This window comes from Cellulomonas sp. NPDC057328 (assembly GCF_042667215.1).
Lineage (GTDB): Bacteria > Actinomycetota > Actinomycetes > Actinomycetales > Cellulomonadaceae > Cellulomonas.
Window position 1 is genome coordinate 1 of record NZ_JBHUZW010000073.1, and the last position, 18,968, is coordinate 18,968.

The 18,968-nt window shown below is 76.9% G+C and carries 20 protein-coding genes; 7 read left to right on the top strand and 13 right to left on the bottom strand.

All coding sequences use genetic code 11. The annotated features are described in order from the left end of the window. The first annotated feature begins 86 nt into the window (after positions 1-86). Complete coding sequence (locus ACFUMH_RS13040) at positions 87-1,241, top strand: hypothetical protein (protein WP_378205986.1); 1,155 nt, start codon at positions 87-89, stop codon at positions 1,239-1,241. A gap of 63 nt (positions 1,242-1,304) precedes the next feature. Here the strand turns inward: ACFUMH_RS13040 and ACFUMH_RS13045 are convergent, their stop codons facing one another. Then, complete coding sequence (locus ACFUMH_RS13045; protein WP_378205989.1) at positions 1,305-1,904, bottom strand: sugar O-acetyltransferase; 600 nt, start codon at positions 1,902-1,904, stop codon at positions 1,305-1,307. A gap of 116 nt (positions 1,905-2,020) precedes the next feature. Between ACFUMH_RS13045 and ACFUMH_RS13050 the strand changes: the two genes are divergently transcribed. After that, positions 2,021-3,031, top strand: coding sequence for an aldo/keto reductase family protein (locus ACFUMH_RS13050; RefSeq protein ID WP_378205992.1), 1,011 nt, complete (start codon positions 2,021-2,023; stop codon positions 3,029-3,031). 88 nt (positions 3,032-3,119) lie between these two features. On the opposite strand, the gene ACFUMH_RS13055 is transcribed toward ACFUMH_RS13050, so the two are convergent. Together ACFUMH_RS13055 and ACFUMH_RS13060 are read right to left on the bottom strand one after the other, a co-directional pair. Then, a complete protein-coding gene (locus ACFUMH_RS13055) occupies positions 3,120-3,764 on the bottom strand; it encodes a response regulator (protein WP_378205995.1) in 645 nt (214 codons plus the stop codon). Continuing rightward, complete coding sequence (locus ACFUMH_RS13060) at positions 3,761-4,909, bottom strand: sensor histidine kinase (protein ID WP_378205999.1); 1,149 nt, start codon at positions 4,907-4,909, stop codon at positions 3,761-3,763. Before ACFUMH_RS13060 ends, ACFUMH_RS13055 begins: the two co-directional genes overlap by 4 nt. Before the next feature lie 128 nt (positions 4,910-5,037). Between ACFUMH_RS13060 and ACFUMH_RS13065 the strand changes: the two genes are divergently transcribed. Next, complete coding sequence (locus ACFUMH_RS13065; RefSeq protein ID WP_378206002.1) at positions 5,038-6,141, top strand: hypothetical protein; 1,104 nt, start codon at positions 5,038-5,040, stop codon at positions 6,139-6,141. Here the strand turns inward: ACFUMH_RS13065 and ACFUMH_RS13070 are convergent. Continuing rightward, positions 6,101-7,009 (bottom strand): DUF72 domain-containing protein, encoded by a 909-nt coding sequence (locus ACFUMH_RS13070; RefSeq protein ID WP_378206005.1) that lies wholly within the window; start codon positions 7,007-7,009, stop codon positions 6,101-6,103. The genes ACFUMH_RS13065 and ACFUMH_RS13070 overlap by 41 nt on opposite strands. Before the next feature lie 130 nt (positions 7,010-7,139). On the opposite strand from ACFUMH_RS13070, the gene ACFUMH_RS13075 reads away from it, so the two are divergent. After that, positions 7,140-8,003 (top strand): hypothetical protein, encoded by an 864-nt coding sequence (locus ACFUMH_RS13075; protein ID WP_378206008.1) that lies wholly within the window; start codon positions 7,140-7,142, stop codon positions 8,001-8,003. A gap of 17 nt (positions 8,004-8,020) precedes the next feature. Here the strand turns inward: ACFUMH_RS13075 and ACFUMH_RS13080 are convergent, their stop codons facing one another. The 5 genes from ACFUMH_RS13080 to ACFUMH_RS13100 all read right to left on the bottom strand — a co-directional run bounded on the left by ACFUMH_RS13080 (position 8,021) and on the right by ACFUMH_RS13100 (position 12,894). After that, positions 8,021-9,241 carry a cellulose binding domain-containing protein gene (locus tag ACFUMH_RS13080; RefSeq protein WP_378206011.1) on the bottom strand — a complete coding sequence of 407 codons (1,221 nt, stop codon included), beginning with the start codon at positions 9,239-9,241 and terminating at the stop codon, positions 8,021-8,023. Positions 9,242-9,470: 229 nt separating this feature from the next. Beyond that, entirely contained in the window at positions 9,471-10,319 is an 849-nt protein-coding gene (locus ACFUMH_RS13085; protein WP_378206015.1) for a PaaX family transcriptional regulator C-terminal domain-containing protein, read from the bottom strand. A 504-nt stretch (positions 10,320-10,823) separates the two neighbouring features. Further along, positions 10,824-11,288 carry an ACT domain-containing protein gene (locus ACFUMH_RS13090; protein WP_378206018.1) on the bottom strand — a complete coding sequence of 155 codons (465 nt, stop codon included), beginning with the start codon at positions 11,286-11,288 and terminating at the stop codon, positions 10,824-10,826. Continuing rightward, positions 11,285-12,430 carry a lactate dehydrogenase gene (locus ACFUMH_RS13095; protein WP_378206021.1) on the bottom strand — a complete coding sequence of 382 codons (1,146 nt, stop codon included), beginning with the start codon at positions 12,428-12,430 and terminating at the stop codon, positions 11,285-11,287. Before ACFUMH_RS13095 ends, ACFUMH_RS13090 begins: the two co-directional genes overlap by 4 nt. A gap of 74 nt (positions 12,431-12,504) precedes the next feature. Next, positions 12,505-12,894, bottom strand: coding sequence for a zf-TFIIB domain-containing protein (locus tag ACFUMH_RS13100; RefSeq protein ID WP_378206024.1), 390 nt, complete (start codon positions 12,892-12,894; stop codon positions 12,505-12,507). 172 nt (positions 12,895-13,066) lie between these two features. On the opposite strand from ACFUMH_RS13100, the gene ACFUMH_RS13105 reads away from it, so the two are divergent. Both ACFUMH_RS13105 and ACFUMH_RS13110 read left to right on the top strand, forming a co-directional pair. Further along, a complete protein-coding gene (locus ACFUMH_RS13105; protein WP_378206027.1) occupies positions 13,067-13,489 on the top strand; it encodes a hypothetical protein in 423 nt (140 codons plus the stop codon). A gap of 70 nt (positions 13,490-13,559) precedes the next feature. Continuing rightward, entirely contained in the window at positions 13,560-13,931 is a 372-nt protein-coding gene (locus ACFUMH_RS13110) for a hypothetical protein (RefSeq protein WP_378206030.1), read from the top strand. A 111-nt stretch (positions 13,932-14,042) separates the two neighbouring features. On the opposite strand, the gene ACFUMH_RS13115 is transcribed toward ACFUMH_RS13110, so the two are convergent. Next, on the bottom strand, positions 14,043-15,218 hold the full coding sequence (locus tag ACFUMH_RS13115; RefSeq protein WP_378206033.1) for a pyridoxal phosphate-dependent aminotransferase: 1,176 nt from the start codon (positions 15,216-15,218) through the stop codon (positions 14,043-14,045). Between the two features lie 28 nt (positions 15,219-15,246). Next, positions 15,247-15,771 carry a low molecular weight protein-tyrosine-phosphatase gene (locus ACFUMH_RS13120; protein ID WP_378206046.1) on the bottom strand — a complete coding sequence of 175 codons (525 nt, stop codon included), beginning with the start codon at positions 15,769-15,771 and terminating at the stop codon, positions 15,247-15,249. Between the two features lie 305 nt (positions 15,772-16,076). Between ACFUMH_RS13120 and ACFUMH_RS13125 the strand changes: the two genes are divergently transcribed. After that, a complete protein-coding gene (locus tag ACFUMH_RS13125; RefSeq protein WP_378206036.1) occupies positions 16,077-17,126 on the top strand; it encodes a phosphotransferase in 1,050 nt (349 codons plus the stop codon). A gap of 25 nt (positions 17,127-17,151) precedes the next feature. Here the strand turns inward: ACFUMH_RS13125 and ACFUMH_RS13130 are convergent, their stop codons facing one another. Then, positions 17,152-18,090 carry a 1-aminocyclopropane-1-carboxylate deaminase/D-cysteine desulfhydrase gene (locus ACFUMH_RS13130; RefSeq protein ID WP_378206039.1) on the bottom strand — a complete coding sequence of 313 codons (939 nt, stop codon included), beginning with the start codon at positions 18,088-18,090 and terminating at the stop codon, positions 17,152-17,154. A gap of 267 nt (positions 18,091-18,357) precedes the next feature. Continuing rightward, positions 18,358-18,852, bottom strand: coding sequence for a dual specificity protein phosphatase family protein (locus tag ACFUMH_RS13135; protein WP_378206043.1), 495 nt, complete (start codon positions 18,850-18,852; stop codon positions 18,358-18,360). Positions 18,853-18,968: the final 116 nt, after the last annotated feature.

The following is an 18,968-nucleotide window of genomic DNA, read 5'->3' on the forward strand; positions in this document are numbered from 1 at the left end:
GGCACCCACCGGGTCCCGCCGCGCGCCGGCCCACCCGGGTCGCACGCCGGCCCGCCGAGCGCCCCGACCGGGGCCGAGGAGACCCCATGCGCATCGCCGCGCTCCGCCGGGCCGCGACCGTCGTCCCGCTCGCGCTGCTCGCCCTGCTCGCACCGCTGCCGTGCGGGGACGCCGGCACGCCGCCCGCCGCGGCGGCGGCCGGACACCCCGCCGCGCCGGCGGCCGCCCCCGAGCCGGGCGGCACGGTCACGTGGACCGTCCAGCCGGCGACCGCCGAGGGTCCCGACGGCCGCATCTCGCTGCGGCACGTGCTCGACCCCGGCGCGTCGGTCGAGGACCACGTCACCGTCACGAACTTCAGCGACCGCGCCGCCACGTTCGTCGTCTCCGCCGGCGACGGCACCGTCACCGACGGCGGCGACTTCGACGTGCTGCCCGGCGACGGCCCGCCGCAGGACGGCGGCGCGTGGGTGCGCCTGACGCCCCCGGAGGGCGTGCAGGCCGACGCGGCCGGACGCCTCACGGTGACCCTCGGGCCCACCGCCTCCGTCACGCTCCCCCTGACCATCACCGTCCCCGCCGACGCGCGTCCCGGCGACCACCCCGCGGGAGTCGTGGCCGAGCTCGTCGACGACGGCGCGGGCGTGCGGCTCGAGGCGCGCGTCGGCACGCGCGTGCACCTGCGGGTCACGGGCGACATCGCGGCCGGCGTCGTCGCCGACGACGTGCGCGCCCGGTGGGAGCCGTCGTGGAACCCGTTCGCGCCCGGCACCGTGCACCTGTCGTACGTCGTCCGCAACGGGGGCGACGTGCGTCTCGGCGCCACGTCGACCGCCACGCTGGCCGGACCCGTCGGTGCCGGTGCGGCCACGCGGACGTCCGCGGTCCGCGAGGTGCTGCCGGGCCGGTCGGCGGCCGTCGAGACGTCGGTGCCGCTGTGGCCGCTGGTGCGGGCGTCGGGACGCGTGACGGTGACGCCGCTGGTGGTCGGCGAGGACGTGGTCGACGTGCCGCTCGAGGGCTCCTCGGTGGCGGTGGCCGTGTGGACGCCGCCGTGGGCGCAGCTTGTCCTCGTGCTCGTCGTCGCCGGCGCCGTGGTGCTGACGGTGCGCCTGCGGCGGCGGTCCGCGCGGCGCGTCCAGGAGCAGATCGACGCGGCACTCGCGGCGGCGGGCGTGGTGCGCGCGCCGGCACCGGACGCGGACGTCGACGCCGCCGGGGCGGGGCGGCCCGGAGGCTGAGCGGCCGTCCCGGGCCCGCCTGGTTGCACGTGGAACACCGGGCGTACCGGACACCGCGTCGGCTCAGCCGCGGGGCAGGTCCTTCACGACGCGCGCCGGGTTGCCCGCGACGACGACGTCCGGCGGCACGTCCCGCTTCACCACGGAGCCCGCGCCGACGACGGACCGTGCGCCGATCGTCACGCCCGGGCACACCACGACGCTGCCGCCGAGCCACGCGCCGTCCTCGATCGTGATCGGGTTGACCCGCTCCCAGCCCTGCGGGCGCAGCGCCGGGTCCAGCACGTGCGTCGGCGTGTACAGGCGCACGCTCGGACCGATCAGCACGTCCGCGCCGATGCGGATCTCGCCGCCGCCGAGCGTGAGGAAGTCCGCGTTGATGAAGCTGCGGTCCCCCACGTGCAGGCGGTGGCCGTAGTCGAGGTAGAACGGCGGCCGGAAGTCGACGCCCTCGCCGACCGTGCCGAGCAGCTCCCGGAACATCGCCTGCGCCGCGCCCCGGTCCTCGTCGTAGAGGGCGGTGATGCGGCGGCACGTGGCCTGCGTCGACGTCGTCATGTCCGCCAGCTCGGGGCCGTACCGGTAGCGGTACCAGTCGCCCGCGACCATCTTGTCGTACTCGGAGCGGGCGTCCGCGAGCGCGGTCGCGAGGTCGAGGTCCACTGTCAGCACCTTCCGGGTGGGTCGGCGGTCGAGTCTGTCACCCCGTCGGCGGGCGTCCGCGGCCCGACGGTCCCGCCGGTGCGGCGTCATGGCCGTCGAGGTGTTCAGATGGGTCCATGGAATTCCGCTACCTCGGCAACTCCGGGCTCAAGATCTCGGAGATCACGTACGGCAACTGGCTCACGCACGGCTCGCAGGTCGAGAACGAGACCGCGACGCAGTGCGTCCGCGCGGCGCTCGACGCCGGCATCTCGACGTTCGACACCGCGGACGTCTACGCGAACACGAAGGCCGAGTCGGTGCTCGGCGAGGCGCTCAAGGGTGAGCGGCGCGAGTCGCTCGAGATCTTCACGAAGGTCTACTGGCCCACCGGCCCGCAGGGCAAGAACGACGTGGGCCTGTCCCGCAAGCACATCATGGAGTCGATCAACGGGTCGCTGCAGCGTCTGCAGACCGACTACGTCGACCTCTACCAGGCGCACCGGTACGACACGGAGACGCCGCTCGAGGAGACGATGCAGGCGTTCGCCGACGTCGTCCGCCAGGGCAAGGCGCTGTACATCGGCGTCTCGGAGTGGACCGCGCAGCAGCTGCGGGCGGGCCACGCCCTCGCGAAGGAGCTCGGCATCCAGCTCATCTCGAGCCAGCCGCAGTACTCGATGCTGTGGCGCGTCATCGAGGACGAGGTCGTGCCGGCGTCGCGCGAGCTCGGCGTCTCGCAGATCGTCTGGTCGCCCGTCGCCCAGGGCGTGCTCACCGGCAAGTACAAGCCGGGTCAGCAGCCGCCGGAGGGGTCGCGCGCCACGGACGAGAAGGGCGGCGCGAACATGATCAAGCGGTTCATGAACGACGACGTCCTCACGCGCGTGCAGGACCTGCAGCCCGTCGCCGACGACCTCGGCCTGTCGATGGCGCAGCTCGCCATCGCGTGGGTGCTGCAGAACGACAACGTCGCCGCCGCGCTCATCGGCGCCTCGCGCCCCGAGCAGGTCACCGACAACGTCAAGGCCGCGGGCGTGACGATCCCCGCGGAGGTCATGACGCGCATCGACGAGATCCTCGGCGACGTCGTCGAGCGGGACGCGGGCAAGACGGCGGAGACGTCGCCGCAGAAGCGCCCGGTCTGACGCACGACCGCACGCACCCGACGCCCGGTGGCCGCACGGCCGCCGGGCGTCGGCGCGTCCCGGGGCTGCACGCACGAGCGCCACGACGTCAGGGCCGCACGTGCCCCGACGCCCACGCCCACGCCGCGACGGCCACGCGGTTCGCGACGCCGAGCTTGCGCTGCACGTGCGCCAGGTGGTTCTTCACGGTGCCCGGGGCGAGGAAGAGCTCGGCCGCGATCTCGGCGTTCGTGGCGCCGCGCGCCACCTTGCGCACGACCTCGAGCTCGCGCTCGCTGAGGACGACGTCGGCCGGCGCCTGCGCCGGTGGGACGAGCCGGCGCAGGAGCCGCACCGTGATCTCGGGGCTGATGAGCACGTCACCGGACACGGCCGCCCTGACCGCCTCCACGAGGAGGGTCGGCCCCGACCGCTTGAGCAGGTAGCCGCAGGCGCCGCCGCGCAGCGCCGCGTGCACGTACTCGTCCAGGTCGAACGTGGTCACGACGACGACCCGGAGCGGGTCGGGCACACCAGGGCCGGCGAGCAGCCGGGTCAGCTCCACGCCGTCCGTCCCGGGCATGCGGACGTCGGCGAGGACCACGTCGGGGCGCAGCCGGCGCGCAAGACCCAGCGCGGCCGTGCCGTCGGCGGCCTCGCCGACGACCCGGATGTCGGGCTGGGCGTCGAGGACCATGGTGAAGGCGCTGCGGATGTCCCTCTGGTCGTCGGCCACCAGCACGCGGATCGTCACGACGGCACCGCCGCGGTCGCCCCCGCGGGCAGCGTGGCCTCGACGCGCCAGCCCTGCTCGCCGCGGGGCCCGGCGCGGAACGTGCCGCCCAGCGCCTCGACGCGGGCCGCCAGGCCCACGAGGCCGCGGCCGCCGCGGTCCCGACCGGCCCGCCCCGGGGTCCGGCCGTCGTCGGTCACGGTCACGTGCAGCTCCGCGCCCCGGTGGTGCGCCGCGACCGTCACGTGCCGGACGTGCGCCGCGTGGCGCCGGACGTTGGTGAGCGACTCGACCACGACGCGGTACGCCACGGCGGACACCTCCCGCGGCAGCTCCGCCGTCGCGGGGTCGAGGTCCAGGTCCACGACCGCCGCCGCGTCCCACGTCCGGAGCACGCCCGGCACGTCCGCCAGCACCCCGACGGGAGCGCGCTGCTCCCCGTGGAGCACCTCGATGGTCCGGTCCATCGACGCGAGAGAGCGGAGCCCGGCCGCCTCGATGCGGCGCAGCACCTCGGCCACGGCCGGGTCCCGCCCACCCAGCACGGCGACGCCGGCCTGCGCCTGCGCGACCATGGCGCTCACGTCGTGGGCGACGAAGTCGTGCAGGTCCCCCGCCAGCTCGAGGCGCTGCTCACGGCGCGCCTCCTGCACCGCGCGGTGCCGGGCCGTCTCGAGACCGCGCAGGTAGAAGGCGGCCAGGGCGGCGGCGAGCGACGGCACCGCCCACAGGGCGCAGACCGCGACGAGCGTCCACAGCGACCACGGCACGTCGAACCGCAGCACCACCACCGCCGCCGCGAGTCCCGTCAGTCCCCCCGCCCACGCGGCGGCGTGCGGGCGGGCCCACCGGACCGGCAGGTGGACGAAGACCGCGAGGACCGCGACCTCCAGGAGCAGCCACACCGTCGTGGCCGCGTCGGGCTCACGGGGGAACCGCCCGGACGCCAGGGCCCACGCCGTCACCGCCAGCGAGACGACCGCCACCACGCCCGACGCCGGTGCGGTCCGTCGGGCGCCGGACCGCCCGGCCACCAGCAGCGCCACCGCCACCAGCCCGACCGTCGGCACCACCAGGGCGGCGCGCGGGTCCGGCGGGACTGCCACACCGGCGCCCACCGCGCCCAGCACGAGAAGGCCCGCGGCCGCGCGCCGTGCCGTCGTCACCTCCGCGAGCCTAGGCGGCGGCGCGGGACGGATCGATAGGCCGATCGGCACATGCCGACACCCCGGCCGCTCGCGGACGTCCCGGACGGGCGATGGGCCGCCCGCGCGACGGGCCCGAGCCTGGAGGCATGAGAACTCGACTGCACGAGTGGCCGACCTGGATCGGCCACGTCACCGCCGCGTGGTGCCTCGTGCTCGCGGCGTGCGGCATCGGCTGGGCGCTGGGCATGCCCGGCTACCCGTTCGGCGTGGGCGACCCGGAGATGGTCGCGGAGGGCAGACGGGCGCTCGACGCCAACGTCCTCGCCCTGTCCACGCCGGCGGTGGCCGGTCCGGTCCTGGCCGTCCTCGGGGTCGTCGGCGCCGCCGTCGCCTCCGCCATGGCCCGAGGGGCGGGAAGCGGTGCGAGCCGGCGGCTCCTGCTCGGGTCCGCCGTCCTGGCGGCCCTCGTCCTCGGCATCGGGATCCAGGACTACCGACCGCTGGTCGTCGTCGCCTACACGCCGGTGCTGCTCGTGGGGAAGGTGTTCTTCGGCTGGCCCGAGGGCCACGGGTTCGGGGACCTCTACACGTGGCCGCGCGTCGCGCTCACGGTCTGCCTGCTCGCCGCCGTGGCGTGGGCCCTCACCGCCGTCGCCTACCGCCGCCGCACGGCCGGGGCGTGCGGCGCCTGCGGACGCACGGGACGCGCCGGGCGCAGCGGCCTGCAGCGGTGGGCGGTGCCGGCCGTGACCGTCGCCGTGGTGATCCCCCTGCTCTACGCGGCGACACGCTGGCTCTGGGCGCTGGGCGTCCCTCTGGGCGTCGATGCCGAGATGTTCCGCGAGGGGCAGGAGAGCGGCCTGTGGCTCGCCGGCGCCACCCTGGCGACGAGCGCGGCCGTCGGGGCCGTCCTCACGCTCGGGCTGGTCCAGCGGTGGGGCGAGGTCTTCCCCCGGTGGGTGGTGGGGCTCCGTGGGCGCCGCGTGCCGCCCGCGCTGGCGGTGGTCCCGGCCACGCTCGTCGCGGCGCTGGTCACCTCGGCGGGCACGATGTACGTCCGCCTCGTGGCGGTCGACGGCATCGCGGGGAACTGGGCCACGCACGGTCCGGAGACGCTGTGGCCCGTGTGGGGCGCCGCCTTGTTCGTGGCCGCCATGGCGTACCGCGAGCGGCGGCGCGGCCCGTGCACCGCCTGCGGGCGTGGGCAGGTCAGGGAGCCGGCAGAGGCGCGCCCCGGTGGGAAGGCGTAGCGCCCACCTTCGCCGCGAGCGCCATCGCGTCGAACGGGGCGCGGACCTTCACGTCGTTGTCGAAGTAGACGTGCACGTCGCGCGGACGGTCCGCGGCCGGCGGCGACACGCGGGGGCCGTCGGGGGGCGGTGCGCCCGTCGACCAGGCGCGGACCTTCGCCGCCCAGCGGTCGAGCGACGCGTCGTCGTAGCCGGAGACGTACAGCTCGGTGTCGCCGTGCAGCCGCACGTAGACGACGTCGCTCGTGAGGTCCTCGAGGTGCGGCCAGCGCCCGGCGGTGTCGGCGACGACGAGGCCGATGTCGTGCGCGCGCAGCAGCTCGGCGAACGCGGCCGTCCGGAAGGTGTCGTGCCGCACCTCGAGGACGTGCCGCAGCGGGCGGTCCTCGTCGGTCGCCGTGAGCGCCCGCCCCTCCGGGACCTTGTCGTCGTGCCCCTCGGCGAGCTGCGCCGCGGCGGCCGTCGAGCGCGGCAGCAGGTCGAAGAACCGGGCGAGCCGGTCGGCGTCGAACCCGAGGTTCGGCGGCAGCTGCCACAGCACCGGCCCGAGCCGGTCGCCCAGCGCCAGCACGCCCGACGCGAAGAAGTTCGCCAGCGGAGTCTCCACGCCGGCGAGCTTCTTCATGTGCGTGACGAAGCGCGGGCCCTTGACGGAGAACACGAACCCGTCGGGGGTGTCGGCGCGCCACGACCGGTACGAGTCCGGCCGCTGCAACGAGTAGAACGACCCGTTGATCTCGATCGACGACAGCTGCTGCGCCGCGTACTCGAGCTCGCGCCGCTGCGGCAGGCCCGGCGGGTAGAACTCGCCGCGCCAGGGGGCGTACCGCCAGCCGGAGATGCCGATGCGCACGTCCCCCCTGGCCATGGCGGCGACTCTAGGAGCACGCCCGGCGGCGCACACGCCGGGAAGCCGCACCCGCACCGCACCGCGGATCCCTGCGGCGGACGGGTGACGTCCCGTGCCGCGGGGTCTCGCGGGCCCCCACACTCGTCCCATGGGCCTCGCGGAGCTGCTCGCGCGTGCGACGGAGAGCGACGCGCTCTGTGCGGCGGTCGACGCCGCGGACCCGACCGACGTCGCCGCGGCGCTCGCGCTGGCCGATCATGACGACCCCCGGGTGCGTCGCCTGGTGGCGTCCGTGATCCCGCTGCTGACGCACGGCGACCCGCCGACGGACGCCATGGTGGCCGTCCTGCTGCGCCTCACCGCGGACGTCGAGGCCGACGTCCGCGACCACGCCTGCTTCGCGCTCGGCACCCAGCTCCGCGACGTCGACACGTCCGACGTGCGCGACGCGCTCGCCGCGCGCCTCGACGACATCCACCGGGACACGCGCTCGGAGGCGCTGGTCGGGCTGGCGTACCGCCAGGACCCGCGTGCCTTCCCGCGCGTCCGGGACGCGTTGTCCCGGCCCGACGGCCAGGTGTGGACCCTCGAGGTCGTGGCCGCGGGTGCCCTCGGCGACCCGCGGCTGCACGAGCTGGTGCTGCGGCACGTGGACGGGTGGGGGGACGTGGACGCCGCCCGGCCGGCGCGCGCCGCGGCTCGTCTGACCGACCCGGCGTGGCCCGACGCGGAGCTCGTCGACGGCGTCGCCCGCCTCTACCGGCGGCGCGCACGAGGGTGGCCGGAGGGCGACGCCGTGTCGGCATGGCGCCCGGTGGACGACGTGCTCGACATGGCGCCCTCCCGTGCCGGCGATCTCTTCGACGCGGTCCTCGCCCGCCTGGCCGGCGACGAGGCGGCCGAGCGCCTGCTGCGCGAGGAGTCGGCGCTCGCGCAGCTCGCCGCCGAGGGCGGGCACGGTCCCGCCCAGAGGAGCGGCGGGCGGGTCCCGGTCCGACCCGCCGCTCCCTAGGGCCGCCGTCCCCCCGGTCAGGCGGCCTCGCACGACACGGTGGCCCCCGCCCCCGTGCCGGTGCCCTGGAAGCCGAAGGTCGTGCTCTGCCCGGCGTCCAGCCTCCCGTTCCAGCCCGCGTTCGACACGCTGACCGTGCCGCCGGTGCCGGTGGCGCGGCCGTTCCACGCGTGCGTCAGCGCGGCGCCGGCCGGCAGCGTCAGGCGCACCGTCCAGCCGTTCACGGCTGCCCCCGCGGTGACGTTCACGTCGGCGACGAAGCCGCCGCCCCACTGGTTCGCCACGGCGTACGTCGCGGTGCACGCGGACCCGCCGTTGGTGGGTGTCGGCGTCGGCGTGACGGTCGGCGTGGGCGTCGGGGTCGGCGTGGGCGTCGGGGTCGGCGTGGGCGTCGGGTCCGTGCCGAGCGTCAGGTTCTTGCGCTGGACCTGCCACCCGCGGCTGCACAGCGGGCAGTCGGTGCCGGCGAACGTGCGGCCCGCCTGCTGGTCGCCCTTGAGCTGCCAGCGGAACCACTGCTGGGCCACGTAGCCGAACTGACCGCCGTTCGTCTCGTGGTACGTGCCGCCGTGGCCGACGTCCAGGTTCCCCATGAAGGCGGGCAGCCCGGCGGGGAGCTTGTTCCAGTCGTCCATCGCGTTGGGGTACGCGATGTCGCTCGGACCCCCGATCGCGTACAGGATCGGGTCGTCCAGCCGGCGCAGCTGGTAGTCGTCCGCGTCGTTGAGCAGGCCGCTGCTGAAGATGCCGACGGTCGTGACGCGCGGGTCGCCCGAGACCGCGTACGCCTCGATGCCGCCGCAGGAGAAGCCGGCGACGCCGACCTCGCTCGTGTCCACCCTGCCGCGCAGCGGGCTCTGGGCGTTGGTGTTCTCGGCGAACGCCCAGTCGATCGACTGGGTGAGCCAGGCCGAGCTCGACGAGCCGGACCCGCCGGGATTGCCGTTGGCGATGACGAGGAACCCGTACGACGCGATCTCCTTGAGGAAGTTCTGCGCCGACGTGCCGTCCGCCGAGCACGCGCCGTTGCCCCACACGACGACCGGCAGCCGCTCGGCCGGCAGGGTCACGGGCCGGTAGATCGTGTGGTTCGGCAGGCTCGGCGAGGTCGAGAAGTCCGCCGGGTGGGGGCCGGAGCCGCCTGGTGCGGCGAGCGCGGGCGTCAGCGTGGCGGCGCCGACGAGGGCGCCGAGGGACAGCGCGGCGGCGAGGGCGGCGCGGGTGAGGGTGCGTCTCATGCCGCGAGCTCCGTGGTGGTGGCCCGGGCGGGCGCGTCGGGGTCGGGGACGACGGGCGGCGCGGCATCGCCACGGGCACGGGTACGGCGACGTCCACCACCTGTACACAAACCGTCGCTGCAGTCACCTGACATGTCCACATGCACGTCACCGGTGCGTCGGTGCGAATCGTTTCCGTGCCGGTACGCGCCCGACGGCGAGACCCTCGTGAGGCGGCGGCGCCCGCGGTCTAGGCGGGCGCGTCCGCGCGCCGCGGCGGCTGCGTCGGGTCGTCCGCGGCGACGAAGTACGTCACCCACGCCGCGGCGTCGGGCCACGCCGGCGTCAGCACCTCGACCAGGCGCTCCCGCGCGGGCGCGCCGAGCGCCGTGTGGACCTCGACGAGCAGGCGTCGGGCGTCGTCGCGCGGCCAGGAGGCCGGGAGCAGGTGCGCCGGCAGGTCGGGGTCCGCCAGCACCAGCCGCCGCCACGCGTCCATGAGCACCGTCCGCGCGACGAGGGCCTCGGCCGGGCCGACGTTCCCCCGCCGCACCGCCTCGCGCAGCGGCGTGTGCGCGTCGACGAACGCCCGGTACGCCGCCGCGAGGCCGTCGACGTCGTAGGCCGCCAGCGGTCCGTGCGGCCCCTGCTCGTCGTCGAACCGGACCCGCAGCACCGACCACCGGGCGCCCGGGACCGGGTCGAGCAGGTCCGCGAGCGGCCCGCGCACCGCCGCCGGGTCCGGGTCGGGGCCGATCCACACGCTGTCGTACAGCCGCACGAGGCCCAGCGCGCCGAGCGTCCGGCGCAGAGCGTGCCGCTGGGGCTGGCGGGCCTCGGGGAGCGAGTACGACACCGCGAGCCACTCGCCGTCGCCCGCGCGCGGCACCGCCCCGAAGGCGAGGAACCGGTGCATGGTCGACCGGTGCCGCGCGATCGCGCCGGCCGTCAGGTGGTACGCGGGCGCACGGCCGCCGCCGTCGCGCACGGCGACCAGGCCCCGCCGCGCGAGCCGGGAGAGCGCCGCCCGGGCGAGCAGGTGCTGCGGGCTCGGGCCCGCCTGCGCGCGCGGCGCGTCGACGTCGTCGTGCGCTTCCACGCGGCCAACGTAGCGGGGTGGCGGCGGGTGCCGACGGCCGTCGGCCCCTCCGGGTGGGCGGGCGCGGTGCGTCGTGCGGGAGCGTGCGGCGCGAGCGCGTGCGGGTCGACACCGGACCGGGCACGGGCGCGCGGGCGGGACCGCGCACGGGCGTTCCGGCGGACGGTGAGACCCGCGCGCGGCGCGGCATGGCGGCCGGTGTCGGCACGCGGGCCGACCCCTTGCCGCGGCGTACGCACACCGGGCGCACGCCGGGACCCGCACGGGACGCGCGGCATGGCGGCCGGTGTGTCGGGACGCGGTCGGACTTCTTCCCGTGGGCGTACGCACACCGGGCGTACGCGGGACGTACGGCCGTGGGACGAGCTCCGGTCCTGCGGCGACGCGCCGTGGCCGACACGCCGGGGGCGCGCACCGCACCCAGCGAGGTGTCGAGCAGCGGGGTGTCGAGCAGCGTGCCGACCGTGCGTCAGCGGCCGCGTCAGGCGTACGACGGGCCGTCCGTCAGGCGTACGGCGGCTGGATGACCGTCGCGTCGCTGGTCGCGCCGACCGCGCGCGCGGCCTCGACCGTCGCCTCGACGTCGGTGAGCGCACCCTCGACGAGCAGCGGCTGCCCCTGCTCCGTCTCGCCCGACCAGCGGACGGCCGCGTGCGGCGGCGGGCGGAACGTGACGCCCGGCGGCAGGTGGACGACCGCCGCGGCGCGCACGCCCAGGTCGTCGGCGCGCCGCACCTGCACCGAGCGCACCTGCGGCAGCCGTTCGAGCGTGCGGGCCAGCAGCCGGGCGCGGCGGTCCCCCGCGCGGAACGTGACGACGACCAGGCCCGCGTCGTCGCGCAGGTCTCCCGTCGACATCGAGTCCACGTTGACGCCGCGCGTGGAGAACACGCCCGCGAGCGCGGAGATGCTGCCCGTGCGGTGCTCGGCGCGGACCCAGCCGACCCAGCGGGTGTCGTCGTCGGTCATCGGTGCACCTCCGGTGCGGTCGCGGTGGCCGGCGCGGTGGCGGGCGCGGCGGCGGGCGTGCGCGGCGGTGCACCCGACGTCCACGGCGCCGACCCCGCGGCGACGGCCGCGGCCGCCTCGGCCATGCGCGTGTCCTCGTCGTCCGGGAGCGGGTCGAGCAGGACGTGCCCCCAGCCCTCCGGGCCGAGGACGACCGGCACGCCGAGCACCCCGTGGACCGGCTCGCCGCCGACGGCCACCTCGCCCGCGAGCGCCACCTGACCGGCGACGACGATGTCGCGCCCGTCGAGGACCGTCTCCAGCAGGTCGATGGTGGCCGACGCGGTGCCGGTGGCGGTCTTGGCGCCGGACTGGTGCGTCATCCACGGGCGGGCGAGGGCCCGCAGGTCCGGCGGCCAGGAGTCGATGAGCGCGAACGCGTCGGCGATGTCGGTCGCGGCGAGCGCCAGCAGGTCGGCCTTCGCGCGCGCGACCTCGGCGGGGAACGTCGCGAGCGTCCGCCCGCCGCGCAGGCGTGCGACCGCGCGCTGGCGCTCGGCGAGGTCGAGGCCGCTGATGCGGACCGTCGACCACAGCGGGACGGCGTCGTCGCCGTGCTGGCCGCCGACGAACCCGCCGACCCGGTGCCGCCGCACGCCGAGCTGCACGGCGATCTCGCGCCGGAACCGCAGCGTGTCCAGCCACGCGCCCATGCCGATCACGCGGTGCCGGCCCAGGCGCTCGGCCATCACCGCGACGCCCAGCTCCACGGGATTCGACACCACCACGACGACCTCGCTCCCCGACCCGTGCGCGGCGAGCGCGTCGGCGTAGTCACGGAAGACGGCGGCGTTCTCGGCGGCCAGCTCGGCGCGGCTCGGCGGCACCCCGTCGCTGCGCGGCGGGACCGTGCGGCCCGCGGCCACGACGACGACGTCGGCCACCACGTCCGCGGGGTCGAGCGCGACGTCGAGGACCGGCGCGTGCTCGTCGTACGCGTCGACCAGGTCCGCGCGCAGGCCGTGCACCGCACGCCCCGACGACCCGCCGGGCCGCCCGACGAGCTGCAGCCGCGACGTCGTCGGCAGCACCTGCCGCTCCACGAGCTGCGTGCACACCTGCCGCCCGACGTCCCCCGTCGCCCCGAGCACCGCCACGTCCATGCGACCGAGGCTACGGGCGCGACGTCACGCGGACGTTGCGGGGCGCCGGTGCACGGCGCTCGCGCGCGCGGAGGTCAGAAGTCGAACAGGTCCTCGAGCCAGGAGTCCTTCTTCTTCCTGCGCCGCGGGTCGTACCCGGGGGTGCCGGGTGCGGCGCGCCGCGGGTCGTACCGCGGGTCGCGGCGGTCGTCGTCGTAGCCGCGGCCGTAGTCGCGCTCGTACCCGCGCTCGGGGCGGCCGCCGTCGTAGCGGCGGTCGTCGTAGCCGGGGGGCGGGCCGGGGGTCTGCACGCCCGGGACGGCGCGCGGGTCGGCGGCCGGCGCGGCGGGGCCGGCGGCGCGGTCGAGGATCTTGTCGAGCTCGCCGCGGTCGAGCCAGATGCCCCGGCACACGGGGCAGTAGTCGATCTCGACACCCTGGCGCTCCGCCATCACGAGCTGGGCCTGGTCCACGGGGCACTGCATGACGGGCTCCTGTCGGGTCGGCTGCGGACGAACCTACGCCAACCGGGGGCGGCGCGGTCCCGTGCTCGGCAGTGGCGCGCGGGCGCGCGTCGTGCCGAGCGGGTGCGCCGACGCCCGCGCCGACGGACGCTGGTGCCAGCCGCGCCGCCCGCCCGACCCGTGAGGAGCCACCATGCGCCGTCGTCCCGTCGTCCGCACCGTCCCCGCCGCCGTCCTGCTCGCCGCCGTGACCGCGCTCGGCGCCTGCAGCGACGGCGACTCGTACGCCGTCCGCGACGCGCAGCCGTGCCCCGTCGCCGAGCAGCTCGGCACGTCGCTCGACCTGCTCACCGAGACGTTCACCGACGACTCCACCCCCGGGGACGTCGCCGAGGCGCGGGCACGGGTCGAGGGTGCGCAGGACCGGATCGACGACGCGGCCGAGGAGATCGCGCCGCAGGAGGCCGACGCGCTCGAGGACGCCTGGGAGCGGCTCGACGAGCAGCTCGCCGGGCTCGAGGGGCGGTCCGTCGCCGGCTCCGCGGACGCGCTGACCGCCGCCGCCGACGAGGTCGCGACGGCCCGCGACCAGCTCGCGGAGGCGCTGTCCTGCTGACGCACCACCCCGCGGCGGGGTCGCCGGGCACGGCGGGCTAGGGTCTCAGGACCGGACCGGAGGGGCCAGCATGCGCAAGCGCACCCGCGTCGTCGCGGTCGTCGTCGTGGCGGCGATGCTCGCGTCGACCGTGCTCGCGGCGATCGGCATGGTCCTGCGGCGCCCGGTGGTGAGCATCCCCGGGGACGTGCCGGGTGACGGCCCGCTCGCCGTGTTCGTCGAGGGCGACGGCGCCGGGGCGAGCCGGTGCGCCGACGACGCGGCCGTCGCGCGCAGCTGGATGAGCCTGAGCATGCCGTCGACCGCGAGCACGTTCGTGCTGGTCGCCGACGCCGGGCACGCCGACCTCGAGCGCGTCGCGGCGTGCGTGCTCGCGGGCATCGGGAACCGCGGCACGGTCACCGTCGGGCGCGTCAGCGAGGACGTCGGCGTCGGGGTGTGACGGGCCGGCTCCTCGCCGGGGCGGTCGTCCGCGCGGGGATCGTCCGCGCGGGGGTCGGCCGCGCGGGGGTCGGCCGCGCCGAGATCGTCCGCGCGCGGGCCCCCGACGACGTCACAGCCGCCGCTGCCACTCCACGACCCGGTCCGCGGCCTCCGCGACGACCTCCGGCGCCGACGCGAACGACAGCCGCACCCAGCTGCCCCCGCCGACGGGGTCGAAGTCGCTGCCGGGGGTGAGCGCGACGCCGGCCTCGTCGAGCAGGCGCGCGCAGTACGTCACCGCGTCCAGTCCCGTCGTCGACACGTCCCCGTACAGGTAGAACGCGCCGTCGGCCGGCGCGACCGGGTCCCACCCGAGGTCCGGCAGGCGGTCGAGCAGCAGGCGGCGGCTCGTCGCGTACCGCTCCACGTTGGCGCGCGCCGCCGCCATGCCCGCGTCGCTGAACGCGGCGACCCCGGCGTGCTGCGCGAGCGCCGGCGGGCACAGCGCGACGTTGCCCGCGAGCGCGTCGACGGGGGCGACGAGGTCGTCGGGCAGGACGAGCCAGCCGAGCCGCCAGCCGGTCATCGCCCAGTACTTCGAGAACGAGTTGACGACGACGGCGCCCGTGTCGAGGTACTGCGCGGCGGTGGCGGTCGCGGGCGTCGTCCCGGACGCGTCCGGGTACGTGATGCCGTGGTAGATCTCGTCACTGACCAGGCGCACGCCGTGCTCGCCGCACCAGGCCGCGAGCGCGGCGAGCTCGTCCGGCTCGATCATCGTGCCCGTCGGGTTCGCGGGGCTCGCGACGACCAGGCCGTCGACGGGCCGGTCGAGCGCCTCGAGCTGCGCGACCGTCGGCTGGTACCGCTGCTCCGGCCCGCACGGCAGGTCGACGACCTCGATCCCCAGCGCCGTGAGGATGTTCGCGTACGCCGGGTAGCCGGGCCGCGCCAGCGCGACGCGGTCGCCGACGTCGAACGCCGCGAGGAACGCCAGCATGAACCCGCCTGACGAGCCGGTGGCGACGGCGACGCGCGACGGGTCGACGTCCACCCCGTACGTGGCGCCGTAGTGCGCGGCGATCGCGGCGCGCAGCCCGGGCGCGCCCAGCGACTCCGTGTACCCGAGGTCCCCCGTGGTGAGCAGGTCGACCGCGCGCTGCCGGACGACGTCCGACGCCCCGGTCGACGGTTCGCCCGCGCAGAGGTTGAGCACGTGCTCGCCGGCGGCGCGGCGGCGGTTCGCGGCGGCGAGGATGTCCATGACGGCGAACGGGGGCACGTGCGCACGGCGGGCGACCTTCATGCCGCCATCCTCCCGCGCGTGAGGGCGGTCAGGCGCGGTCGCGGGCGGCGAGCCCCGCGCGGACGTGGTCGACGATGCCGTCGGCGGCGGCCTCGATCTCGGCGAGCGTCTGCTCGAACGCCGCGTCCGGCCCGTACCAGGGGTCGTCGACGTCGAGCAGGTCCTCGCGCTGCCCGGGGTCGGCGGGCGCCGCCGGGTCGAACGTGCGGAGCATGCGGATGCGGTCGAGCACGGCCGGGTCGTCCCCTGCGAGGCGGCGCAGCGCACGGGCGTGCGCGGCGGTCATCGGCAGCAGGAGGTCGCGCGCCACCAGGTCGCTCGGCCGGACCTGCCGGGCGCGGTGGCCGTCGCCGGCCGGGTAGCCGTGGGCCCGCAGCACGGTGCGCGCGCGGCGGTCCACGGGGTTGCCGTGCTCCTCGTCGCTGATACCGGTCGAGTCCACCTCGACGACGTCGCCGAGCCCCGCCTCCGCGAGCTTGGTGCGCAGCACCACCTCGGCCATCGGCGAGCGGCAGATGTTTCCCGTGCACACGGTCATGACGCGGTAGGGGATGTCCACGACCCCATCCTCGCCGACGGGCAGGACGAACCCGCCCGCCGCCCGGTCCGTCCACCCGTGCCCCGCCCACTGCGGTACATGCGTCACGAGCGCGGGTGTTGCAACGCCCGCACTCGTGACGCATGTACCGCAGTCGTGGGTGGTGGTGGGTGGGTCGAGCGGAGGGCGCGGCGGGCGTCACCCGGGTGGGGGACTCACGGGTGGGTGCGTGCGGGGGTTACAGTCCTGCTCCCAACCCGGTCGTGCCCGTGCACCGACGTCGTGTGGTGGCACCATCCGCACTGACCGGGAGACCTCCCATGTCGCTCACGGCCGAGCCCGTCGCACCCCGCCCGTCCCACGTCCCCGCCGACGTCGTCGCACCCGTGATGCCGGTCCCGGCGTCCCCCGCCGACGACCTCGTCCTCGCCGGTGACCTGCCCGCCGCACAGCCGGCACCCCCGGTCGGCGCGCCGGTGTCCGGCCTCGTCGCCGCCACGCCCCGGACGTCGCCCGGGCACGAGGCACCGACCGAGCCGCTGCCCCTGCCCGGCCCGGCATGGGGCGCCCCCGAGGCGCTGCTCGCCCTCGCCGAGGCCCGGCTCGCGCTGCCGTTCCCCGTGGCCGCCGCGACGGTCGTCAGCGCGCTGACGACGGTCGTGCTCCGCGCCGGCGACCTCGCCGTCAAGGTGTACCCGCCGGGCACCGACCCGGCGCACCTCGCCCGGCTCGCGACCGCGCTGGCCGGGTCCGCGAGCGCGCTGATGCCGGTCGCCCCGCCCGTCATGACGTCGTACGGCGTGGTCGTCGCGTCGCCGTGGCTCACCGCCGGCGCGCCCGTCGGCTGGGGCGGGACGGGGGCGCTGCTGCGTGCGTTCCACGCCGAGCACGCCGACGCCGACGTGCCGGTGTGGGAGCCCCTGCGCCGCGTCGTCGCGGTCGCCCCGGACCTCCCGGACGCCGCGGCGGCCGTGCTGCTCGACGCCCGCACCGCGCTCCTCGACGCCGTCGCGGGCCTGCGCTCGCCCCTCGGCCTCGGCGTCGTGCACGGCGACGTCTCCCCCGCCAACGTGCTGACCGGCCCCGCCGGCCCGGTGCTCATCGACCTCGACTTCGCCGCCCGGGCACCGCTCGAGTACGACCTGTCCAGCGCCGCGCGCCGCGCCGACGCGGGCGAGCTGCCCGCCGACGAGTACCTCGCGTTCTGCCGGGCCTACGGCGCCGACGTGCGCGGGTGGGACGGGCGCGCGGTGCTCGACGCGGTCGCGCAGCTCGGCGGCGTGGCGTTCCGCGTCTGGGACGACCGGCGCGCGGGCCGGCCGCTCGACTGGCTGGACGGCGCTGTCGCGCGCTGGCGCACGCCGTTGTGACGCCCTGGCGCGCGGACGCGCGCCGTCAGCCGAGGGCCCGCTCGAGCTCCGGGTGGCCGAACGCCCCCGGCAGACCCCCGGTGTGCACCAGCACCGCGCGCTCGCCCGGCGCGATGACGCCCGAGCGGACGGCGGCGACCAGGCCGGCGAGCGCCCGGCCGGCGTACGTCACGTCGACGAGCACGCCGTCGCCGCGGGCGACCGACCGCACCGCGTCGAGGACCGCGGGCTGCAGCCTGCCGTAGCCCGTGCCGACCTGCTGGTGGTCGAGCCGCAGCGCAGCACCGTCCCACGGCGCGTCGGGACGGGCGTCGCGCAGCAGCCCCAGCACGGTCGACCGCGGGTCGGGCACGGCTCCGGTGTCGACGCCCAGGACCCGCTCGGCACCGAGCGCGGCCACGAGCCCGGCGGCGGTCGCGCCCGACCCGACCGCCACCACCGCGTGCCGCAGGCCCGGCACGCGTGCGTCCAGGTCGGCCCCCACGGCGGCGTAGACGTCGACCGCCGCGGCGTCGGACCCGCCGAACGGGATCACGCGCGTCGGGCCGTCGGCGGCACGGGCGGCGTCGGCGGCGCACTCGGCCAGGTCCGCGTCACCGGCCCAGCGGACGTCGGCGCCGAGCAGGTGGTCGAGCAGCACGTTGCCCGTGCGGCGCCCGGGGTCGTCGCCGCGCAGCACGAGGACGACGCGCAGCCCCAGCCGGGCTCCGACCGCGGCGACGGCGCGCGCGTGGTTGCTCTGCGGTGCGCCCGTCGTGACGACCGTGCGGATCCCGTCGGCGCGGGCGCGGAGCAGCGCGGCCTCGGCCTTGCGGACCTTGTTGCCCCCGCCTGCGGTGCCGACCAGGTCCTCGCGCAGCACGAGCAGGTCGTCCGCGGCGATGCCGAGCGCGGCGGCCAGGACCGGCATGCGCTGGAGGGGCGCGGCGGTGAGGTCGGCCGCGTCCGGTGTCGTGGGTGGCACGGCGTCGCCTCCTCGGGTCGGCAGCGGCACGGCTCGACGTCTCCAGGGGCCCGGGCACGAGCACCGGGATCCCGATCCCCTCGACGTCGAGGTGCACCGAAGGAGGAGGAGCCGACGAGCGCGCCGAGCATAGCGTCGGTGGGCGGGCGCGGTCTGCGCCGGCGCGACCCGCGCGACGACTACCCCGCTGCCGAGGCGGAAGCGCACCGGCACACCGAGGCGGAGACTACGCGCCGCCGAGCGCACGGCGGCGCCCGGGGGACGTGGTCAGCGCGGCGCCGGCAGCGTCCGCAGCCACGCCGCGAACGCCTCGTTGTTCACCGTCCGGCGTCGGCGCGCCTGCACGTGCGCCATCGCCTCGGCGCCGGTCAGGTTCAGCACCTCGCGGACCACCAGCGACGCCATGAGCCCGGACCGGTTGCGCCCGAACGTGCAGTGCACGAGCACGCGGTACCCGTCGGCGATCAACCCCGCCACGAGGGCGGCGAGCCGCAGCGTGACCGCCGGGTCGGGCAGGTCGTCGCCGTCGACGAGCGGCGACTTCAGGTAGACGAGCCCCTCGACGTCCGCCGCGGGGGCCAGCGCGTCGGCGTCCGCGAAGTCGATCACCGCGCCGATGCCGGTCGCGCGCACCCAGTCGAAGTCGACCGGGCACCCGCCCTGCCACAGCTGCCCGGGCAGCAGCTCGGTCGGCGGGTCCGCCGGGTCGACGCCCGGCAGCGAGACCGGGTCGGTCGTCAGGTTGAGGGTGGGGGCGCTCACGCGGCTCACGCTAACCACGCCGGCCGACGACGGCGCGTCGAGCACCGGTCGCACGGGTGAACGCACGGCCGCACGCACGCCGGCGGCCCCGCCTCCCGCACGGGCGGCGACGTACG

Excerpts from the sequence above, each read along its gene's own strand:
- ACFUMH_RS13040 (WP_378205986.1), top strand. The coding sequence starts at position 87 with ATGCGCATCGCCGCGCTCCGCCGGGCCGCGACCGTCGTCCCGCTCGCG.
- ACFUMH_RS13050 (WP_378205992.1), top strand. The coding sequence starts at position 2,021 with ATGGAATTCCGCTACCTCGGCAACTCCGGGCTCAAGATCTCGGAGATC.
- ACFUMH_RS13065 (WP_378206002.1), top strand. The coding sequence starts at position 5,038 with ATGAGAACTCGACTGCACGAGTGGCCGACCTGGATCGGCCACGTCACC.
- ACFUMH_RS13070 (WP_378206005.1), bottom strand. The coding sequence starts at position 7,009 with ATGGCCAGGGGGGACGTGCGCATCGGCATCTCCGGCTGGCGGTACGCC.
- ACFUMH_RS13075 (WP_378206008.1), top strand. The coding sequence starts at position 7,140 with ATGGGCCTCGCGGAGCTGCTCGCGCGTGCGACGGAGAGCGACGCGCTC.
- ACFUMH_RS13080 (WP_378206011.1), bottom strand. The coding sequence starts at position 9,241 with ATGAGACGCACCCTCACCCGCGCCGCCCTCGCCGCCGCGCTGTCCCTC.
- ACFUMH_RS13090 (WP_378206018.1), bottom strand. The coding sequence starts at position 11,288 with ATGACCGACGACGACACCCGCTGGGTCGGCTGGGTCCGCGCCGAGCAC.
- ACFUMH_RS13095 (WP_378206021.1), bottom strand. The coding sequence starts at position 12,430 with ATGGACGTGGCGGTGCTCGGGGCGACGGGGGACGTCGGGCGGCAGGTG.
- ACFUMH_RS13100 (WP_378206024.1), bottom strand. The coding sequence starts at position 12,894 with ATGCAGTGCCCCGTGGACCAGGCCCAGCTCGTGATGGCGGAGCGCCAG.
- ACFUMH_RS13105 (WP_378206027.1), top strand. The coding sequence starts at position 13,067 with ATGCGCCGTCGTCCCGTCGTCCGCACCGTCCCCGCCGCCGTCCTGCTC.
- ACFUMH_RS13110 (WP_378206030.1), top strand. The coding sequence starts at position 13,560 with ATGCGCAAGCGCACCCGCGTCGTCGCGGTCGTCGTCGTGGCGGCGATG.
- ACFUMH_RS13115 (WP_378206033.1), bottom strand. The coding sequence starts at position 15,218 with ATGAAGGTCGCCCGCCGTGCGCACGTGCCCCCGTTCGCCGTCATGGAC.
- ACFUMH_RS13125 (WP_378206036.1), top strand. The coding sequence starts at position 16,077 with ATGTCGCTCACGGCCGAGCCCGTCGCACCCCGCCCGTCCCACGTCCCC.